The organism is Bifidobacterium sp. W8114, assembly GCF_016101165.1.
In the GTDB taxonomy this organism is placed as follows: Bacteria; Actinomycetota; Actinomycetes; order Actinomycetales; family Bifidobacteriaceae; genus Bombiscardovia; species Bombiscardovia asteroides.
Genome location: NZ_JACFRA010000005.1, coordinates 1 through 16189 on the forward strand (window position 1 = coordinate 1; position 16189 = coordinate 16189).

At 62.9% G+C, this 16189-nt stretch carries 10 protein-coding genes; 4 read left to right on the forward strand and 6 right to left on the reverse strand.

All coding sequences use genetic code 11. The annotated features are described in order from the left end of the window. Window positions 1-116: 116 nt before the first annotated feature. Window positions 117-398: a metal-sensitive transcriptional regulator gene (locus H3T89_RS07460; protein ID WP_110416674.1), complete on the reverse strand. Its 282-nt coding sequence runs from the start codon at window positions 396-398 to the stop codon at window positions 117-119. 115 nt (window positions 399-513) lie between these two features. Here H3T89_RS07460 and H3T89_RS07465 point away from each other — a divergent pair, with 115 nt between their 5' ends. After that, the gene (locus tag H3T89_RS07465; RefSeq protein WP_198216688.1) at window positions 514-3342 is read left to right on the forward strand and encodes a heavy metal translocating P-type ATPase; all 2829 of its coding nucleotides are present in this window, start codon (window positions 514-516) and stop codon (window positions 3340-3342) included. 21 nt (window positions 3343-3363) lie between these two features. On the opposite strand, the gene H3T89_RS07470 is transcribed toward H3T89_RS07465, so the two are convergent. The 5 genes from H3T89_RS07470 to H3T89_RS07490 all read right to left on the reverse strand — a co-directional run bounded on the left by H3T89_RS07470 (window position 3364) and on the right by H3T89_RS07490 (window position 13506). Continuing rightward, window positions 3364-4455 (reverse strand): alpha/beta fold hydrolase, encoded by a 1092-nt coding sequence (locus H3T89_RS07470; protein ID WP_198216689.1) that lies wholly within the window; start codon window positions 4453-4455, stop codon window positions 3364-3366. 36 nt (window positions 4456-4491) lie between these two features. Further along, the gene (locus H3T89_RS07475) at window positions 4492-6822 is read right to left on the reverse strand and encodes a YhgE/Pip domain-containing protein (RefSeq protein WP_198216690.1); all 2331 of its coding nucleotides are present in this window, start codon (window positions 6820-6822) and stop codon (window positions 4492-4494) included. Continuing rightward, complete coding sequence (locus tag H3T89_RS07480; RefSeq protein ID WP_198216691.1) at window positions 6819-9455, reverse strand: YhgE/Pip family protein; 2637 nt, start codon at window positions 9453-9455, stop codon at window positions 6819-6821. Before H3T89_RS07480 ends, H3T89_RS07475 begins: the two co-directional genes overlap by 4 nt. Window positions 9456-9732: 277 nt before the next feature. Next, window positions 9733-11040 carry a chloride channel protein gene (locus tag H3T89_RS07485; RefSeq protein WP_198216692.1) on the reverse strand — a complete coding sequence of 436 codons (1308 nt, stop codon included), beginning with the start codon at window positions 11038-11040 and terminating at the stop codon, window positions 9733-9735. A 57-nt stretch (window positions 11041-11097) separates the two neighbouring features. Next, a complete protein-coding gene (locus H3T89_RS07490) occupies window positions 11098-13506 on the reverse strand; it encodes a S9 family peptidase (RefSeq protein WP_198216693.1) in 2409 nt (802 codons plus the stop codon). A gap of 339 nt (window positions 13507-13845) precedes the next feature. On the opposite strand from H3T89_RS07490, the gene H3T89_RS07495 reads away from it, so the two are divergent. The 3 genes from H3T89_RS07495 to H3T89_RS07505 all read left to right on the forward strand — a co-directional run bounded on the left by H3T89_RS07495 (window position 13846) and on the right by H3T89_RS07505 (window position 16185). Next, on the forward strand, window positions 13846-14730 hold the full coding sequence (locus H3T89_RS07495) for an LPXTG cell wall anchor domain-containing protein (RefSeq protein WP_198216694.1): 885 nt from the start codon (window positions 13846-13848) through the stop codon (window positions 14728-14730). 198 nt (window positions 14731-14928) lie between these two features. Beyond that, window positions 14929-15633, forward strand: a complete 705-nt coding sequence (locus H3T89_RS07500) for an FhaA domain-containing protein (RefSeq protein WP_015021121.1) — start codon at window positions 14929-14931, stop codon at window positions 15631-15633. Between the two features lie 36 nt (window positions 15634-15669). Continuing rightward, window positions 15670-16185 (forward strand): FHA domain-containing protein FhaB/FipA, encoded by a 516-nt coding sequence (locus H3T89_RS07505; RefSeq protein ID WP_099327452.1) that lies wholly within the window; start codon window positions 15670-15672, stop codon window positions 16183-16185. Window positions 16186-16189: the final 4 nt, after the last annotated feature.

Genomic DNA, 16189 nt, shown 5'->3' on the forward strand with positions numbered 1-16189 from the left:
CCCGCCTCTGCCCCCCCCCCCCCCCCCCCCCCCCCCCCCCCGCCCCCCCCCCCGCCCCCCCCCCCCCCCCCCCCCCCCCCCCCCCCCCCCCCCCCCCCCCCCCCCCCCCCCCCCGCCTAGGAGCGGACCAGGCGGGCGATGGCCTCGGAAGCCTCCTCCATCTTCTCGTCGGCCTCCTCGCCCCCCTTTTCGGCAGCCTCGCGGACGCAGTGGTTCATGTGGTCGTCCAGCAGGGTCAGGGCCACCGACTTCAGGGCGCTGGTCGAGGCGGCAATCTGGGTGAGGATGTCGATACAGTAGGTGTCCGACTCGACCATCTGCTCAATGGCTCTGACCTGGCCCTCGACACGCCGGAGTCTGGTGATGGTCCGCTTTTTATCGTTGGCATATCCGGGCAAGAGTTACTCCATTCCTGGTCAATGGCCTTCATGGCGGAGCCAGGACCGGCCCGGATCCATGAAACCCATATCGAAATTCACTATCAGTATACCCCTGGGGGGTATAGTAGGCCACATGAGCAGCATCCTGGTCCTTATCGCAGCCCTGGCCATCACGGCAGGCATCATCTGGTACTTCTTCGCGCCCAGAAAGGCCACCCAGGCCAAGGATGAGGGCGGCGTTCAGACCGTCCACATCACAGTCAAGGGCGGATACAGCCCTCAGCTGATCCAGGTTCAGGCCGGACGGCCGGTCAAGCTGGTCTTCGACCGCCAGGAAAGCGGGGAATGCTCCTCGCACGTGGTCTTCAACGACTTCAACATCGACAAGACCCTGCCCGCTTTCCAGTCCTCGACCATCCAGCTGACCCCGCCCAAGGCCGGCGACTACCCCTTTGCCTGCGGGATGAACATGCTCCACGGAATGCTCCGGGCCACCGATGGACCGACGACCGGCAGTGCCGAGGCACAACCCGAACATTCGCAAGCCGAACCTGTCGAGGCCACCAAAACCGCCCAGACCACTGGCGGCAGCGACCAGGACGAGGCGGATCAGGAGCGCACAGCGGAAATCCGCGACCTGACCAGGCGATTCATCGTAGCCCTGGTCTTCACGCTCCCGGTCTTCATCCCGGCCATGTTCGGCATGTTCCTGCCCATGCCCCACATTCTGATGAACCCCTGGGTCCAGCTGGTCCTGATATTGCCAGTGATGTTCTATTCCGGCTGGCCCATCCACCGCACCGGGTGGCTGGCCCTGGCACACCGGGCTCCAGAGATGAACTCCCTGGTTGCCCTGGGCACTGCCACGGCCTTCCTCTACTCGCTGGTGGTCACCGTGGCTCCACAGCTTCTACCTGAGGGAAGTCGCGAGCCGTATTACGAGGCCGTAGGCACCATCATCACCCTGATGATCCTCGGTCAGATTCTGGAGGCACGGGCCCGGCGCGGCACCGGCGATGCCATCCGCGCCCTTGTCGGTCTGAGGCCCAAGACCGCCACCGTGGTGAGGGCCGACCAAGACGGCAGGGAGACCACCCAAGAGATCGCCGTCGACGATGTTGCCGTAGGAGACGTGATTCAGGTCCATCCGGGCGAGAAGCTGCCAGTAGACGGCCAGGTCATCTCCGGATCATCCTCAGTGGACGAATCCATGGTGACCGGCGAGCCCATGCCCGTCCTCAAACAGGAGGGTGATTCCCTGGTCGGAGCCACCGTCAACGGCACGGGCTCCCTGCGCTACAGGGCCACCCAGGTAGGGCAGGACACGGTTCTGGCCCAGATCATCCGGCTGGTCAAGACGGCCCAGACATCCAAGGCACCCATCCAGAAGCTGGCCGACCGAATATCATCCATCTTCATCCCCGGGGTAATCCTGGTGGCGCTCTGGACCTTCGTGGCCTGGTGGGCGTTCGGCCCCATGCCCCGAGGAGTATATGGAATCGTGGCGGCGGTCTCCGTCCTGGTCATCGCCTGCCCATGCGCCCTGGGCCTGGCCACTCCCCTATCCGTGACAATCGGGACCGGACGTGGCGCCCGTGCCGGCGTGCTCTACCGCTCGGCAGAGGCCCTGCAGGGGGCGCATGATGTCGATACCATCGTCCTTGACAAGACCGGCACCATCACCCAGGGCCGGCCTGAACTGGCCGATGCCCTGAGTGTGCAGGGACTGGATGAAAACCTGCTGATCAGGGCGGCCGCGAGCGCCGAGAGCAATTCGGAGCATCCCCTGGCCCAGGCCATCGTCCAGGCCGCCAAGGACCGCAACCTGGAACTGGTCCCGGCCAAGGACTTCGACTCGGTCACCGGCGCCGGCATCGATGCGACCTTCCCCTCAGGATCTTTCGAAGGGAGCAAGGGCACCTCGCACGTCCTTGTCGGCAACCGCAGGCTGCTTGAGGGCAAGGGAATCGACCTGGAGAACGAAACAGCGAACCAGGCAGGCGCGCAATCCCTCTTCGACACCGCTCGCAGCTGGGAGGATCAGGGCCGCACGACCATCTTTGTGGCCATCGACGGCAGGCTTGCCGGGGTCCTGGCGGTGACCGACCAGGTCAAGACCGGCTCCAAGCAGGCCATCCACGACATGAACGAGCGTGGCATCCAGACCATCATGTTGACTGGCGACAACCAGGGCACCGCCGAGCAGGTCGGGGGCCAGGTAGGAGTCACCCGGGTGGTGGCGCAAATTCATCCCGAGGACAAGGCGAGCATCGTCAAGGCCCTTCAGGCCCAAGGGCACAAGGTGGCCATGATCGGCGACGGCATCAACGACGCCCCGGCCCTGGCCCAGGCCGACCTGGGCATGGCCATCGGTACCGGAACGGATGTGGCCATCGAGTCCGCCGATGTGACCCTGGTCTCGGGCGACCTGAACGCGGCCGTCAAGGCCATCGACCTGTCTGCCGCAACCATGCGCAACATCCACCAGAATCTTTGGTTCGCCTTCGGGTACAACGGCCTGGGCATCCCCATCGCCGCCGGCGTGCTCTACCCCTTCATCGGCCTCCTGCTCAACCCCATGATCGCCGGCGCAGCCATGGCCTTCTCATCCCTATCAGTGGTGCTCAACGCCAACCGGCTTCGGCACACGCCCCTGAAGGCCAGGCCGGTCAAGGAGGCCAAGCCAATCGACATGGATGCCCTGACCCGCGACCTCAGTATTTCCAACCACCAAGAACACAACCAAGAGAAAGGAAATGAGATGGGACTCTTCCATCATCATGACGACAAACAGGAGGATCAGGCAGCGACGGACAAGGTCACCGACCCGGTCTGCGGCATGTCCATCGACCCCAGCACGGCCGCAGCCAAGCGCGACTACCAGGGCAAGACCTACTACTTCTGCTCGCAGAACTGCGTCGATACCTTCGATACCGATCCGCAGAAGGTGCTCAACAAGTAGAACTGCGCGTTCTTCGTCTGATCAGCGGTCGTCAGCGAGCTGCCAGGGCTGGTCAAAAAAGTCGAAGATGCGCTCCAAGTATGGCCTCAGGACCTTGTCCGGCATCTGGTAGAGCTCGTGCATGCTGCCTGGGATGCGCACCAGCGTGGCCTGGCAGCCGCCCTGCTGGACCTGGTCGACAAAACGGTTCTGGGGCATCGGCAACACGAATCGGTCAGGCTGCGCCTGGAAAAGCAACAGAGGGGTCTCCACCCGGCTGCACCGGTCGGGACGCAGTATGGCCCGGCTCATCTCCAGGCTCTCCCTGACCCAGCCGAAAGTGGCGGCGCTTGTCTGGTAGTGCAGTTCCTTGGCCCGTAACTTATGGGTCCAGGCCACCCGCGCCTGGCTGCCATTGGGGTACTTGCCCATGTCCAGCTCGGGGCGGAATGGGCCGAACCCCGGAGCCATGCTGCGCGAGCGGCCCATCATGCAGGCGGCGTTTGTCGCCGTCCAGGCCACCGAGGGCATGAACCCGGTCCGCGGCGCAATCATCGGCGATGACAGGACCGCCTTATCGATAAGCGAAGGAAAAGTCTCCAGCATCCGCGCAGCCACGCCGCCGCCCATGGAGTGGGCATAGAGGACCATGGGATTGTCCTGGGCATACTGCTGGCCCACCTGGGAGCAGAAAGCGGCCAGGTCCGCCACATACCGCTGCCAATGATCCACCCATATCAGGCTGGGATCGTTTACGCCCCGGCCCGAGAACCCGTGTCCCCAATGCTCGGGAATGCAGACGGAGTACCCCTGCATCAGGAAATACCAGGCCATCTCCTGGTACTTGTCGGCGAATTCCGAAAAACCGAAAGAGATGATTACGGCCCCGCGCACACGAGCCGAGCCGGACTCCACTGCGCCCTGACGGAAAAGCGTCCGGTCATAGCAGACGTAATGCAAGAGCCGGGATGGGTCCACACCGCTGAGATGGGCCTTGTCCAACACGGTTCCCCCATCCTCGCCGCCGTCATGGGAGATCATCCATCCGTCACTGCGACAGGAGGCCAGGTCAGGAAGGACGCGATCCTTCATGATTTGGTCGTAGCGGCGCTCCTCAACCAGTTGGACGCTCATGCTCTCACCCTATACCACCCTCTGCTGGACTCAGCCCTACATGAGCCGGGTGCTCTCAAGGTTTCTGACGATCCAGTCATTGAAGCGGATGACGGGCTTGCGCAGCACCAGCCCCAGCAGCAGCGAAGGCACCAGGAAGAGGGCCAGGATGGCCATCTCACGCCAGAACTCCATGCCGTAGGCTCCGGCAACGGCCGACTGCATGGCCCCGATGGCGTGGACGAAGGGCAGGAAGGGATAGACCCCCTGGAAGAAGCCGGGCAGGGTCTCCATGGGGAAGGTGCCGCCCGAACCGGCCACCTGCATGACCAGGAGAATGACGGCGATGGCCTTGCCGATGTCACCGAAGGAGACGACCAGGGTATAGATCAGATTCATGAAGACGAAGGAGGCGAAGACCGCAACCAGCACGAACATCAGCGGATGTACGCACTGGACCTTCAGGTAGAAGAGGTCTCCCAGGGCGATCAGGCAGCCCTGGAGGATGGCCATCAGGGCGAAGACCGCGAATCTGCCGAAGTACTCCTGGTAGAGCTGAAGGCCAAAGCGGCGGGCGTTGCCCGGCGACTCCGGGCGGAAGGCTCCCCAGGCGCGGCGGCCGTCGGAGTCCTCATCCAGGTCATCGGCCCTCTTCCAGGCATCCTGCAGGGAGTCCAGGTGCAGGACGAAGGCCTTCTTCTTGTCGGACAGGGCCACCTTCATCATGGCAGCCAGAATGGTGGCACCCACCCAGATGGAGAGGATGGTGTAGAAGGGCGTCATGGCCGACCCGTAGTTCATTACGGGGAAGACCACATGCCGATGGATGCCGACCGGCGAGGACAAAAGCACAGCCAGAGTTTCGGAATCCCCGCTCAGCAGGGTTTTGACCTCCTGTGTATCTTTGCCCTGCGAAGCCTGGGTCAGGTGTCCTCCCAGGTCGGTCAGCCGCTTGGAGGCCTGGTCCAGACGCTGGGAGATTTCACCCAGCTGGTCCTTGGCCTGGTTGATGTCGTTGGTCATGGGTCCCGTCAGCCCGGAGGCGCCCTTGACGGTTCCATCCAGACCCGTCAGCAGCCGGTCGGTCGAGGTGACCACGGTGTCCATGGAGGAAGCCAGGTCGTCCAGGCGTGGCTTCAGGTCATTGCGGTACTGGGTGCGAACCTGGTCGACCGAGGCGCGGGCCTGGGCAATCCTGTTCTTCAGGTCCTGGCGCTGACCGGCCAGCTTGTCCTTGCCCTCACTGGCTGTCTGGGAGGCCTGGCTGATCCGATCGGCCAGGTCGCGCTGGACCGCCTGGGCCGCGCGCATTCCGGCCTGGGCCTGATCGATGGCGGTCAGAAGAGCCTGGCGCTGGTCGGCTGTCAGATTGGCATCGGATTCCACAGTGCTGCGCAGACCCTCCAGGCTGGCGATCATCCCGTCGTAGTCGGCCGCCGAGTCTCTGATCCGTTCGCTCAAATCGTTCAGCTGGCTACTGACGGCGTCGCTCTGCTGACCCACCTTGTCAAAAGCGTCGTCAATCTTGGAACCGATGGTGTCATAGGCGCCCGAGGCCTGGTCAAGGGCAGCGTCGACCGCCTGGGTCGACCCGGAGAGGGACTTGCCCAGATCCTTGGACCCCTTGGTGCCCTGGTTCAGGGCATTCCTGGCATCGGCCATGGCGGAGTCGGACCGACCCAGAATCCTGCCGGTGGAGTCAATCATCTTTCCGGAGGAGTCCAGAAGGCCCGCATAGGCATTCACCTGGCTGGAGGCGGTGGTCAGCCGCTGTGACATCTGGTCAATGTGGCCTGTCGTCCTGGCCAGATAATCCTGGACCTGGGGGCTCTGGGAGTATGTGAAGACCTGGCTGGCCAGGTCGATTCCCACCTGACCCACGGTCTTGACGAAGGTCTTGTCAATGGTCGTGGCCACGGTGTCGGCCCCCTGCTCAGTGACATGGGGAGCGATGGCATTCTTCTTTTCGTTCAGGTAGTACTCAAGGTTGGCGTGCTTCACGTCCTGCGAGAAGAGGGTCATCATGTCCGCGCTGAAATCCTTGGGGATGACGATGGCGGCGTAGTACTCACCTGAGCGCACCCCCTCCAGGGCCTGGTCACGGTTGACGAACCTCCAGTCCAGCTGGTCGTTGGCCCGCAGGGTGCTGGTGACCGTCTCCCCTACGTTGATCCTGACCGGAATCAGGTCGGACTTGTACCCCTTGTCGGTGTTGGCCACGGCCACCTTGATGGCCTTGGTGTTCTTGTAGGGGTCCCAACTGGCGGCGATGTTGAACCAGGCATAGAGGGCCGGGACGATGATCAGACCCATCAGGACGATGATGGCGATGACGTTGCTGGTGGCATCGGCCAGGTCCTTGCGCAGGATCCTCCAGATGTTCCTCATCGGCGATCACCATCCTCGGGAGCGCCCTCCCCATCACGATTCAGGACTGATTCGCGCACGGCCGTGGTCAGCCTGGTCATGGCCGAAGGCCCCTGCCTGCGCGTGCGAATCAGGGTGTGAAAGTCCATGCCGGGACGTTCGGCCAGGCCCAGCTGCTGCACATAGCTGTCACAGATGTATTCGACGATGATCAGGTAGGCATCGATCAGGACGATGGATGCGATGCAGGCGATCAGCATGACGATCTTGGCCTCGGTGCTGAACAGCAGGATGAGGAAGAGGACCGGCAGCAGAACCAGGGCCAGACCAGCCCGGATCAGTGTTGGATAGAGTGCCAGGAAGCGATGCGCCCGCCGCCTTATGACCGCACGGTAGTCGCCCTCGCCCAGGATGGAGCGGGCCAGGCTGCCCAAGCTCAGACGACGGTCAGCGGAATGGTTCTGCTCGGTCAGCATCAGGTCGGTGGCGCCGAGCCGCCGGTCGAAGAGGGCATTCAGGTTGAGCAGGTACCGCCGCACCACCAGTCCGATCAGCAGGGCCGCCGGCAGGTACCAGAAGATGTGGAGCATGTCCTGCCAATAGTGGTTACCGTACATGCCGCCGATGGTCTCGCGCATGGCATTGATCCCGTAGGTGAAGGGCAGCCAGGGGTTCAGATTACGGAAGAAGTCAGGCATCATCTCAATGGGATACATGCCCGAGGAGCCGGGTATCTGCAGGATGACCAGGACCACGGCCAGGGCCTTGCCGATGTGCCTGAAGGAGGCGGCCAAGGCGTAGATGATGTTGATGTAGACGAAGGAGGCGAAGACCCCGGCCAGGACGAACAGGGCCGGCTGCTGGCATTGGATGCCCAGCATCAGGTCGCCCACTGTAGCGATCAGCGCCTGGAAGAAGCCGACGAAGACCAGCAGAAGCCAGCGGCCCAGGTAGGCCTGGGTGGCGGTGCACTTGCGGATGCCCTCCTTGTCGACCTCCAGCTTGTAGATGGCTATCAGGATGAACCCGCCCACCCAGAGGGCCAGATTGGTATAGAAGGGTGCCACGGATGACCCGTAGTTGCTGACCGGATAGACCGTGTGCGAGGCCAGCTCCACCGGCGAGGCCATGGCCTTCCCGAAGGATTCCGGACTCAACCCAAGGGTTTGGGACATCCGGTTCCAGGCGGCCGAGGATCCCAGGGCTGCCACATCGGTGCGAACCCCCTCCAGGTCGGACCTGACCGAGACCAGGGAGGCCCTGGTGGTGGTCAGGGTCGACTGGGCCTGACCAATGGTGGAATCCAGCTGATCCAGCAGGGCATCGGTCTGGGCGGCCGTGGTGGCCAGGCTGCTCAGGGCGCCCTGGAGCGAGCCATTGGAGGCATTGAGGTTGTCCAGCCCGGTAAGGAGGTTGGGCATGGTGGTTCCCGTCAGGCTTTGGCTGGCCGCAGTCAGGGCCTTGATGCCTGTGTCGCCGGTGTCGGTCATGGCCGAGCTCAGGTCCGATGCGGCCTGCTTGCCCGAGTCCAGGGCCGTCGAAGAGTTCTTCTTGAAGGCATCCAGGGATGCCTGCTGCTGCTGGTTGGTCTTTTTCAGATCGTCGATTTGCCGCTGGATGCTCTGATATGCCGGATCCCCGGGATGCAGCCCGGAATGGTCCAGACCAGACTGGATCCGGTTTACGGCCTTTCCGTTGGCATCGACCAGCTGACCAAGGCCGGAATTGACCCGGTCCACCTTGTCCTGGGTGGCGTTCAGATCGGCGGTGATTCCGCCCGCCACCGTATTCACATCAGTGACCGCACTGGACAGCCGTACCGACCCGTCCGCCAGGGCCTGGTTCAGGGCGGAAGAGAATCGAAGACTGTCGTCGCGGGTCCTGGCCATGTGATCCTGGGCCTTGCTTAGGGTGGTTTGGGTGGCCGATATCTGACTCTGCAGGTCCTTGATGTCGTTTCTGGAGCCGGCCACGGTCTGTCGGGCCTGACCCATGGTGGAACCAATTCGGTCGAGCTGGCCGTCCGTCCGATCCAGCTGGTCGATGATGTCCCCCAGGTCGCCCACCACCTGGCTGCGGCTCTGCTCAGCCGCGCCCTGGGCATCGCCGGCGGTCTGCAGGACCTTCCCTGCCAGGGCATCGCTGACGGCCGAGACGAAGACGGTGTTGATCTCCTGGTCGATGGTGGATGCGCCGGTGTCGGTAACCTTGGGGGCGATGGCGTTCTTCTTCTCATTGACGTAATAGTTCAGAGCAGGCCTGCTCCCGGTTCCCTCAACGATGCCGACCAGGTCGGCGCTGAACTGTTCGGGGATGACAATGGCCGCATAGCACTGGCCCGAATGGACCTCGTCAATGGCTCTCTGGTCATCATCCATGAACTTCCAGCCCAGGCTGTTGTTGCCGCGCAGCTCCTGGATGACCGATCTACCGGCGTTGATCCTGCCGGTTTGCGCGGATTGTGCGCCTCGATCCATGCTGACGACGGCCACAGGGAGGTTCTTGACATTGCTGTAGGGGTCCCAGAGGGCCATGATGTTGAACCAGGCATAGAGGGAGGGCAGCACGGCCACCCCGATGGTCACAACCAAGGCCACGGGATTGCGCAGTATCCGCCAGAGATCTCGCCTGAAGATGGCCAACACGGTCTTCACCGCCAGGCACCTCCTTCTTGTCTGTCCGGGGGATCACGGCACTGGCCTGCTCCGCTCGGATTGGCTGCATCCTCCCGGGACTTACGTCCGGCCTGAGTATAGCCACCCTTCCTTACTGGCCCAGACCGGTCAGCTGACCGTGAATGCCCACTCAAGGCTGGAGGCGCTAGGGCAGACATGTGACCAGTGGTGGTTTCATCGTATATGAGCGAGGACGGAATCTTTCGGCATCACGCAAGACCGGACCGTCAGGGCAACAAGGGCTTCCGACGACGGTTTATGCTTTAGCCACGAATAGACGCGAGACCGCCATCGACAGGGCCACAGCCAGGCCCATGGGCATGAAGGCCATGACCGGCAGCTGACAGACCTCCATCAACATGGCCATGGCCATGAGCGGGGCCTGCTGGGATGCTGCCAGCAGGGAGGCGGCGCCGATTACAGCGCACTGCCAAACCGGTAGGCCGGGCGCAAGACCTGCCAGCAAGAGACCCAGAACAGCGCCCATGGCGGATCCCAGGGCTATGGACGGCGTCAGGGTGCCACCGAAGGCCCCGGCACGGATGGTAGCTGTGGTCAGCAGAGCCTTGGCCAGCGCAAAGAGGGCCAAGAGGGCAAGTGACTGAGCCAGCTGGAGCCCTGAGAACCCGACAGGCAACCGCTGATCCATGCCCATCTGGGCCAGGGCCCGGCCGTTGCCCATGACCTGGGGGACAGCCAGAGCGACCAGACCGGTCAGCAGGGCAACCCCTGTCAGCTGCCAGATAGCCGCAGGACCATTGGTCCTATGGGCCTCCGCCCAGGAGGTCATCCGCCGGAATCCGGCACCCAGCAGTCCCATGACCGGTCCGATAAAGAGGACCACTGCCATAAGCCATGGCCGGAAGGGCTCGGAGCCGACCTTATAGTATGGAGCGAACCCCTTGATAGAGCCGCCAACCAGGGTAGCCAGGGCTGACATGGCCAGATTGACCGTCACCACTTCGGCATCCACCCGCCGCAGCAACACCTCAATGCCGAAGAAGGCCCCAGTCAGAGGTGCAATGTAAATGCCGGCGAATCCTGCACCAGCTGCAGATGCCACCAGCAGCTGACCGTCCTGATCACGCAGCCCCAGCCGTCGACCCATCCTGGTCCAGAGACCGCCCAGAAGGGCCCCGGCCTCGCGAGGGGCCACCTCCCTGCCTATGGAACCGCCGGCAGCCACAAAGAAAATCTGGGTGAGCACATGAACCACGGTCCGCCCCGGGGGCATGGGCGCACCCTTGACGGCCTGGCCAACCGAGGGAACCAGCCTGGTCCTCGTCCGCAGCCAGGCCCAGACCAGCCCAGCCACCAGTCCGGCAATGGTCACCGAGGCCAGCCTCCTGATCGGCGACACCACCTCAGCCGTGGGAGCCTCTGGAGTCTCAGCGAAACCCAACAGGCCGACCTGTGTCAACTCGAAGAACCTTGTCAGCAGGCCTGAGGAAAGTCCGACCAACAGGCCCAGGCAGAGCACCGAGACCGCCAGACCCCAGCTACGGGGAAGCCGGAGTCCGTGATTGGGCCCTGGAGTCTGGTCAGGCTTTCGTTGGATATGCACAACCCCAATCTAGCGGAAGCAACCGCCAGCAGGGCGTCAGCGCAAGCAGCCTTTCTGTCAGTCCGTCTTGTTCTTGAGGGCCTCCCGCAGGAAGTCCCGCTGCAGAATAAGCAGGTTCTCGGCCACGGTCTCGTCGTTGGTCATGTGGGTGATGCCGGTCAGCGGCAGGACCGTATGAGGACGGCCGGCCGCCATCAGAGCACCGGAGAGCCTCAGGGTATTGGCCACGGAAACATTATCGTCCGCGAACCCATGGATCAGCATCAGCGGGCGGCGCAGCGAGGGGGCATCATCAATGATTCCGTTACGGCGGTAGACGGCCGGGTCCAGACCCAGATAGCGCTCGGTGTAATGGGTGTCGTAAAGAGTCCAGTCCGTGGGCGGGGCGCCTGCACAGGCCGCATGGATCCGGTCGGGAGCCCGCAAAACGGATAGGGCCGACAGGAAGCCGCCATAGGACCAACCGATCATGGCCACATGCCCCAGGTCGGCCTCGGGAGCAAAGTCCGGCAGGGCCTCCAGAGCCTCAAGCTGGTCATCCAGAGTCACCTGGGCCATGTCCTCGAAGATGGCCCGATCCCAGGCGGGACCACGACCAGGTGTGCCCCGGCCGTCGGCGGTCAGGACCAGGAAGCCTTGATCAGCCCACCACTGGGACTCCCAGTAGTAGGACTGGTTGAAGACCACCTGCTGGGCACCTGGCCCGCCGTAAGGCTTGAGCAGGACGGGCAGGCTGTCGGCGCTGGCGTAGGGGCTGGATTCGGACGGCCTGACGATGGCTGCGAACAGCTCGTGCTGGCCGATGCGCACGAAGTCCACGTTGGGGGTGAACCCGGGATCGCTGCTGGTGTCGGCCAGGATGGCGCTCATGGCCCCCTGGCTATTGATATGACCGGCATCCACAGCCCGGCGATCAGGACGGTCCTGATGCTCAGGCCGCACGGGTTCGCCGGTCTGTCTAGCGCTGCTGTCGGGGCGGGCTTCGCCCACCAGGCCCAGCCCTTCAGCGCCCAGGCGGTCCAAATCCCCGTCAGCCCCCAGGTAACAGTGGCGCACCTGTCCCTGCGCCGAAGCCATGGTCCGGCCACTGACCACGATCCCATGGCCGGCTCGGGAGGCAGTCCACACTCCGGGCAGACGGTTGAGTACATGAATGGAGCCATCATAGCTCAGACGCATCAGGTCGAAGCTCCGGGGGTCAGTGGAGACGACCGCCAGCACATCGCGGTCCCCCACAGACAGCACCTGCCGAATCTGGCAGCCAGCCGGGGAGAATACCCTCCCGTCCAAACGTAGCCGCGTGGTGTCGGCTTCTGTATCGATGAAGGCATCCACCAGCCCGCCCTGGGGCTGGTAGGCCGGCAACCCGGGCACCAGGTCGATCCACTGATCGTTGTCATGCGTCTGCAGCACCCTGGTGGCCACCTTGGGCGCCGCCTCGGGATCGAGCAGGGTCATATTCTGCCCTGGCTCCAAGCCCTGACGGGTGTCCGGCACCTGCACATCCAGGATCCTGTCCTCGGTCTGTCGACGGTTCTGAACCAGCAGCAGGGGCCGATGCCCGTCCTGCCAGCGGACCACGGCAAGGTACTCGAAGGCCTGATGATCCCAATCCACCTCGCCCACCCAGGGGTCGGCGTCATCCTGGCCCAGGAGGACCAGGCTCAGCCCGACGCGGGCGTTGGCGGTCAGTGCCTGGGGATACCGCCGGGCACGCGGTCCAACCTGGGGATTGGCCGGATCGCTGATGTACCAGATCGGCTCATCGGAGGAATCGGTGTGCTCGACCAGCAGGGCCCGGGAATCCGGAGACCACCAGAACCCCTGGTAGCGGTCCATCTCCTCGCCGGCCACGAATTCGGCCAGTCCCAGCCGCATCCGATCATCGGTGCCGGGGCGCAGGGACAGGACAGCCCGTTCACGATCCTGCCCGCCACCCTGCCCGATGGTGACCACCATCAGCCGGCCGCCAGTGGTATAGGCCACCATGGTGCCGTCCGGGCTGATGGCGGGATTGAGCACAGCCGAATCGCTGTCTTCCAAGCTCAGAGCACGTGTGGAGGCGGTGAGACCGTCAGGAGCTATCAGCGAGAGCCAGAGCCGGCCGCCCAAGGCAAAGACCACCCGATCCCCTGCAGCATCCACGCTGTAATCGACAATGCCCTCGCCGCCTTCCCGCGAACGCTCCCTGCGAGCCAGCTCGGCGGCCGGCACCTGTTCCTGGTCCGCATCCTCCAGCAGGGCCCTGGGGTCGGCCAGGAGCACCTCATGGTGGCGACCTTCGTGGTCAAAGACGGACAGCCAGAGCCCGGTCACCAGATCTTCGGGTCCGTCGGAGCGCAGGAATACGGCTCGCGAACCGTCCCCCACCGCCAGGGCCGACCGTGGCGCACCCAACGTAAACCGCAGGGTCCGGGCCTTGGCCCGCGGATATGCCTCCATCGCCCGATCCACCTCTTCGGCCATGCTCGCTCCTCGAATATCTCTGACATGATCCCCATGACCATGCGTCTGCCACGATGATAAGCGCCCAGGTGCCAAAGGGGAATTCGAATAGGTCAACTGCGATCTGCCGCTCTGCCTGCAACGGACGTTAATCGTTCTACGTGAGAAACTTTTATCGTCGAATAAGGCATATTCCCGGACTACGACCGGCCGATGACCATTCCCTGCGGTAGGATTGTGGCGTGTTATCGCCAAAGATTGGTCGATGATGCCTGTTTCCCCGGAGTAGGGGTGTCAAGGCAGGACACCTCATGAATGTATCTGGGGAGCAACTGACAACAGAGAAAACAGAGGTAACCGATGAACATCATGGTTCGTTTCAAACGCGCATGCGCAGTACTCGCTGCCGGCGCCACCCTGGCAGGCGGCTTGGCATTGCTGCCTACCGTGGCCCAGGCTGTCGAGAGCAAGAATGTCCAGACCAAGGCCGCTGGCTACAAAATCACGTTCATTGACCCAAGCGTAGATATGGAACACCCCACCGAGGTGACTAAAACTACCGATGAAAACGGCAAGCTGAGCCCCGACCAAGTCCCAGAAGTTAAGGTGCCGAATTCATTGGTAGACACTATGAAAGGTGACGGCTGGAACTTCGAGTACGGAAGCCCGGAACCGGCAATCGACTTCGATACCTACGTTTTCACCGGAGACACCACACTCTATCCTCGCTACGCCGAGAAAACTCCCACCACCTACAACATTACTTTCATCAGTACGAATCCGGAAAATCCAGAAGATTCCTACTCGCAACTACTTGTAACCAATAGTAAACGCAGGCTTTCTGAAGACCCCAAGATCGTCGACTACGACGGTTACACTTTCGCCGGCTGGTATAACACCAATGGCTGGGGTCCTCTTGTCCCTGGCGCTCCCTACACCTCAGATACTACTTTCATAGCCAAGTATGACAAGGTGACCACTCCCACCCAGCCTGACCAGCCTGGCCAGACCACTCCCAACCAGCCTGACCAGTCTGGTCAGACCGCTCCGGTTGACAACAACACCAAGCAGCCTGCCAAGGACAACAAGGCTCCCGCCAAGGATCCGGCTAAGCAGGACACCAAGAAGAACAACAACACACTGGCCCAGACCGGCGCCGACGCCACGGCTCCTCTGGCCATCGCCGCTGGCCTCTGCCTGGCTGCCGGCATCACCCTGGGTCTGCGTCGCAAGCTGGCTCTGTGAACCCGCAGGCTTCAGCCTGACCTATGATGATTGAAGCCCAAAGGCCCCTGGTCCATTGCGGCCACGGGGCCTTATCCATATCCGGCAGTCGCGGTCGTTCGAACCTGTTCATTGAAGAAATTGCAAGCATCCGACCGCCCATTACCCCCTTACGGCAGGGTCACGTACTATGAAAGGGTTATATGGAAAGGGATGACTATGAGCGTTCTCGATCGTTTCGAGAAGAGCGTGGAAGGCGCCGTTAACGGTGTCTTCTCGAAGTTCGGCTCCAAGGACCTACAGCCCGTCGACCTGTCGAGCGCCCTCGAGCGTGAGATAGACTCACAGGCCATGCCCGTCGGTCGCGACCGCACCGTGGCGCCCAACGAGTATCGATTCAGACTATCCACACCAGACTTCGACCGCATCGAGCAGTGGGGTTCGGAGGCTCTGGCCAACGAGCTGGCAGACAACCTGACCAAGTACGCCGAAAGCCAGCACTATGCCTTCGTCGGCCCGGTCGTGGTCATCTTCGAGGAGGACCTCAACCTGAACAAGGGTGACTTCCACCTGTCTGCCGAGTCGGTCCAGGGCAACGCGGCACCCGTCACCACACCCGAAGAGTCCAAGGACTGCCCGGTGTTGGAGATCAACGGTCGCCAGTACCTGCTGACCGCACCCATCACCACCATCGGCCGTGGATCCTCCTGCGACATCGTCATCGACGACGCAGGCATCTCCCGCCGACACCTGCAGATCGAAATCACTGACAAGGGCGTGGTAGCCCGCGATCTGGGGTCCACCAACGGCACCTATGTAGAGGGACATCAGGTTCCCGCAGCCACCCTGCTGGACGGCAATACCATCACCATCGGCCGTACCCGCATCCTTTACTGGGCATCGTCGCAGGAACAGGATTCGTAAGCCGCCCAGACCTTGAAGTAAGGTCGAATCATTATGCTGACTGAACTGACATTCGCCATCCTCAAATACGGATTCCTGGCTCTGTTATGGGTATTCGTATGGCTGGCCATCCGTTCACTCCGCAAAGACATCGAAACTTTCAGCCCCAAAACCTCTCATACCCGCCGACGTAGCGAACGCGCAGCCCAGGGCAAGCTGCCGGCGGCCGCCAGATCCGTACCCATCGCCCCGGTCAGCAAGACGGAGCCCGCAAACAACGAGCCTTCCCTGCTGGTGGTCATTGACGGACCTTTGGCCGGCTCCTCCACGCCGCTGTCCGGACGACCCATCACCCTGGGCCGCTCCTCCTCGAACACCCTGGTGCTGGACGATGAGTTCGTCTCCGGCCATCATGCGCGGGTCTACCAGGATCCCGCATCGGGCCGATGGGCCATCGAGGATCTGGGCTCCACCAACGGCACCGTCGTCTCGGGGCAGAAAATCACGGCACCGACAATCCTACCGGCGGAGGTTCCCGTGCGCATCGGAGCCACCACCTTCGAGTTGAGGTAGCCGC

What these genes read in the sequence shown, in the direction of transcription:
- H3T89_RS07490 (WP_198216693.1), bottom strand. Translation starts at nt 13,506, where the DNA reads ATGGCCGAAGAGGTGGATCGGGCGATGGAGGCATATCCGCGGGCCAAG.
- H3T89_RS07470 (WP_198216689.1), bottom strand. Translation starts at nt 4,455, where the DNA reads ATGAGCGTCCAACTGGTTGAGGAGCGCCGCTACGACCAAATCATGAAG.
- H3T89_RS07465 (WP_198216688.1), top strand. Translation starts at nt 514, where the DNA reads ATGAGCAGCATCCTGGTCCTTATCGCAGCCCTGGCCATCACGGCAGGC.
- H3T89_RS07500 (WP_015021121.1), top strand. Translation starts at nt 14,929, where the DNA reads ATGAGCGTTCTCGATCGTTTCGAGAAGAGCGTGGAAGGCGCCGTTAAC.
- H3T89_RS07495 (WP_198216694.1), top strand. Translation starts at nt 13,846, where the DNA reads ATGAACATCATGGTTCGTTTCAAACGCGCATGCGCAGTACTCGCTGCC.
- H3T89_RS07475 (WP_198216690.1), bottom strand. Translation starts at nt 6,822, where the DNA reads ATGAGGAACATCTGGAGGATCCTGCGCAAGGACCTGGCCGATGCCACC.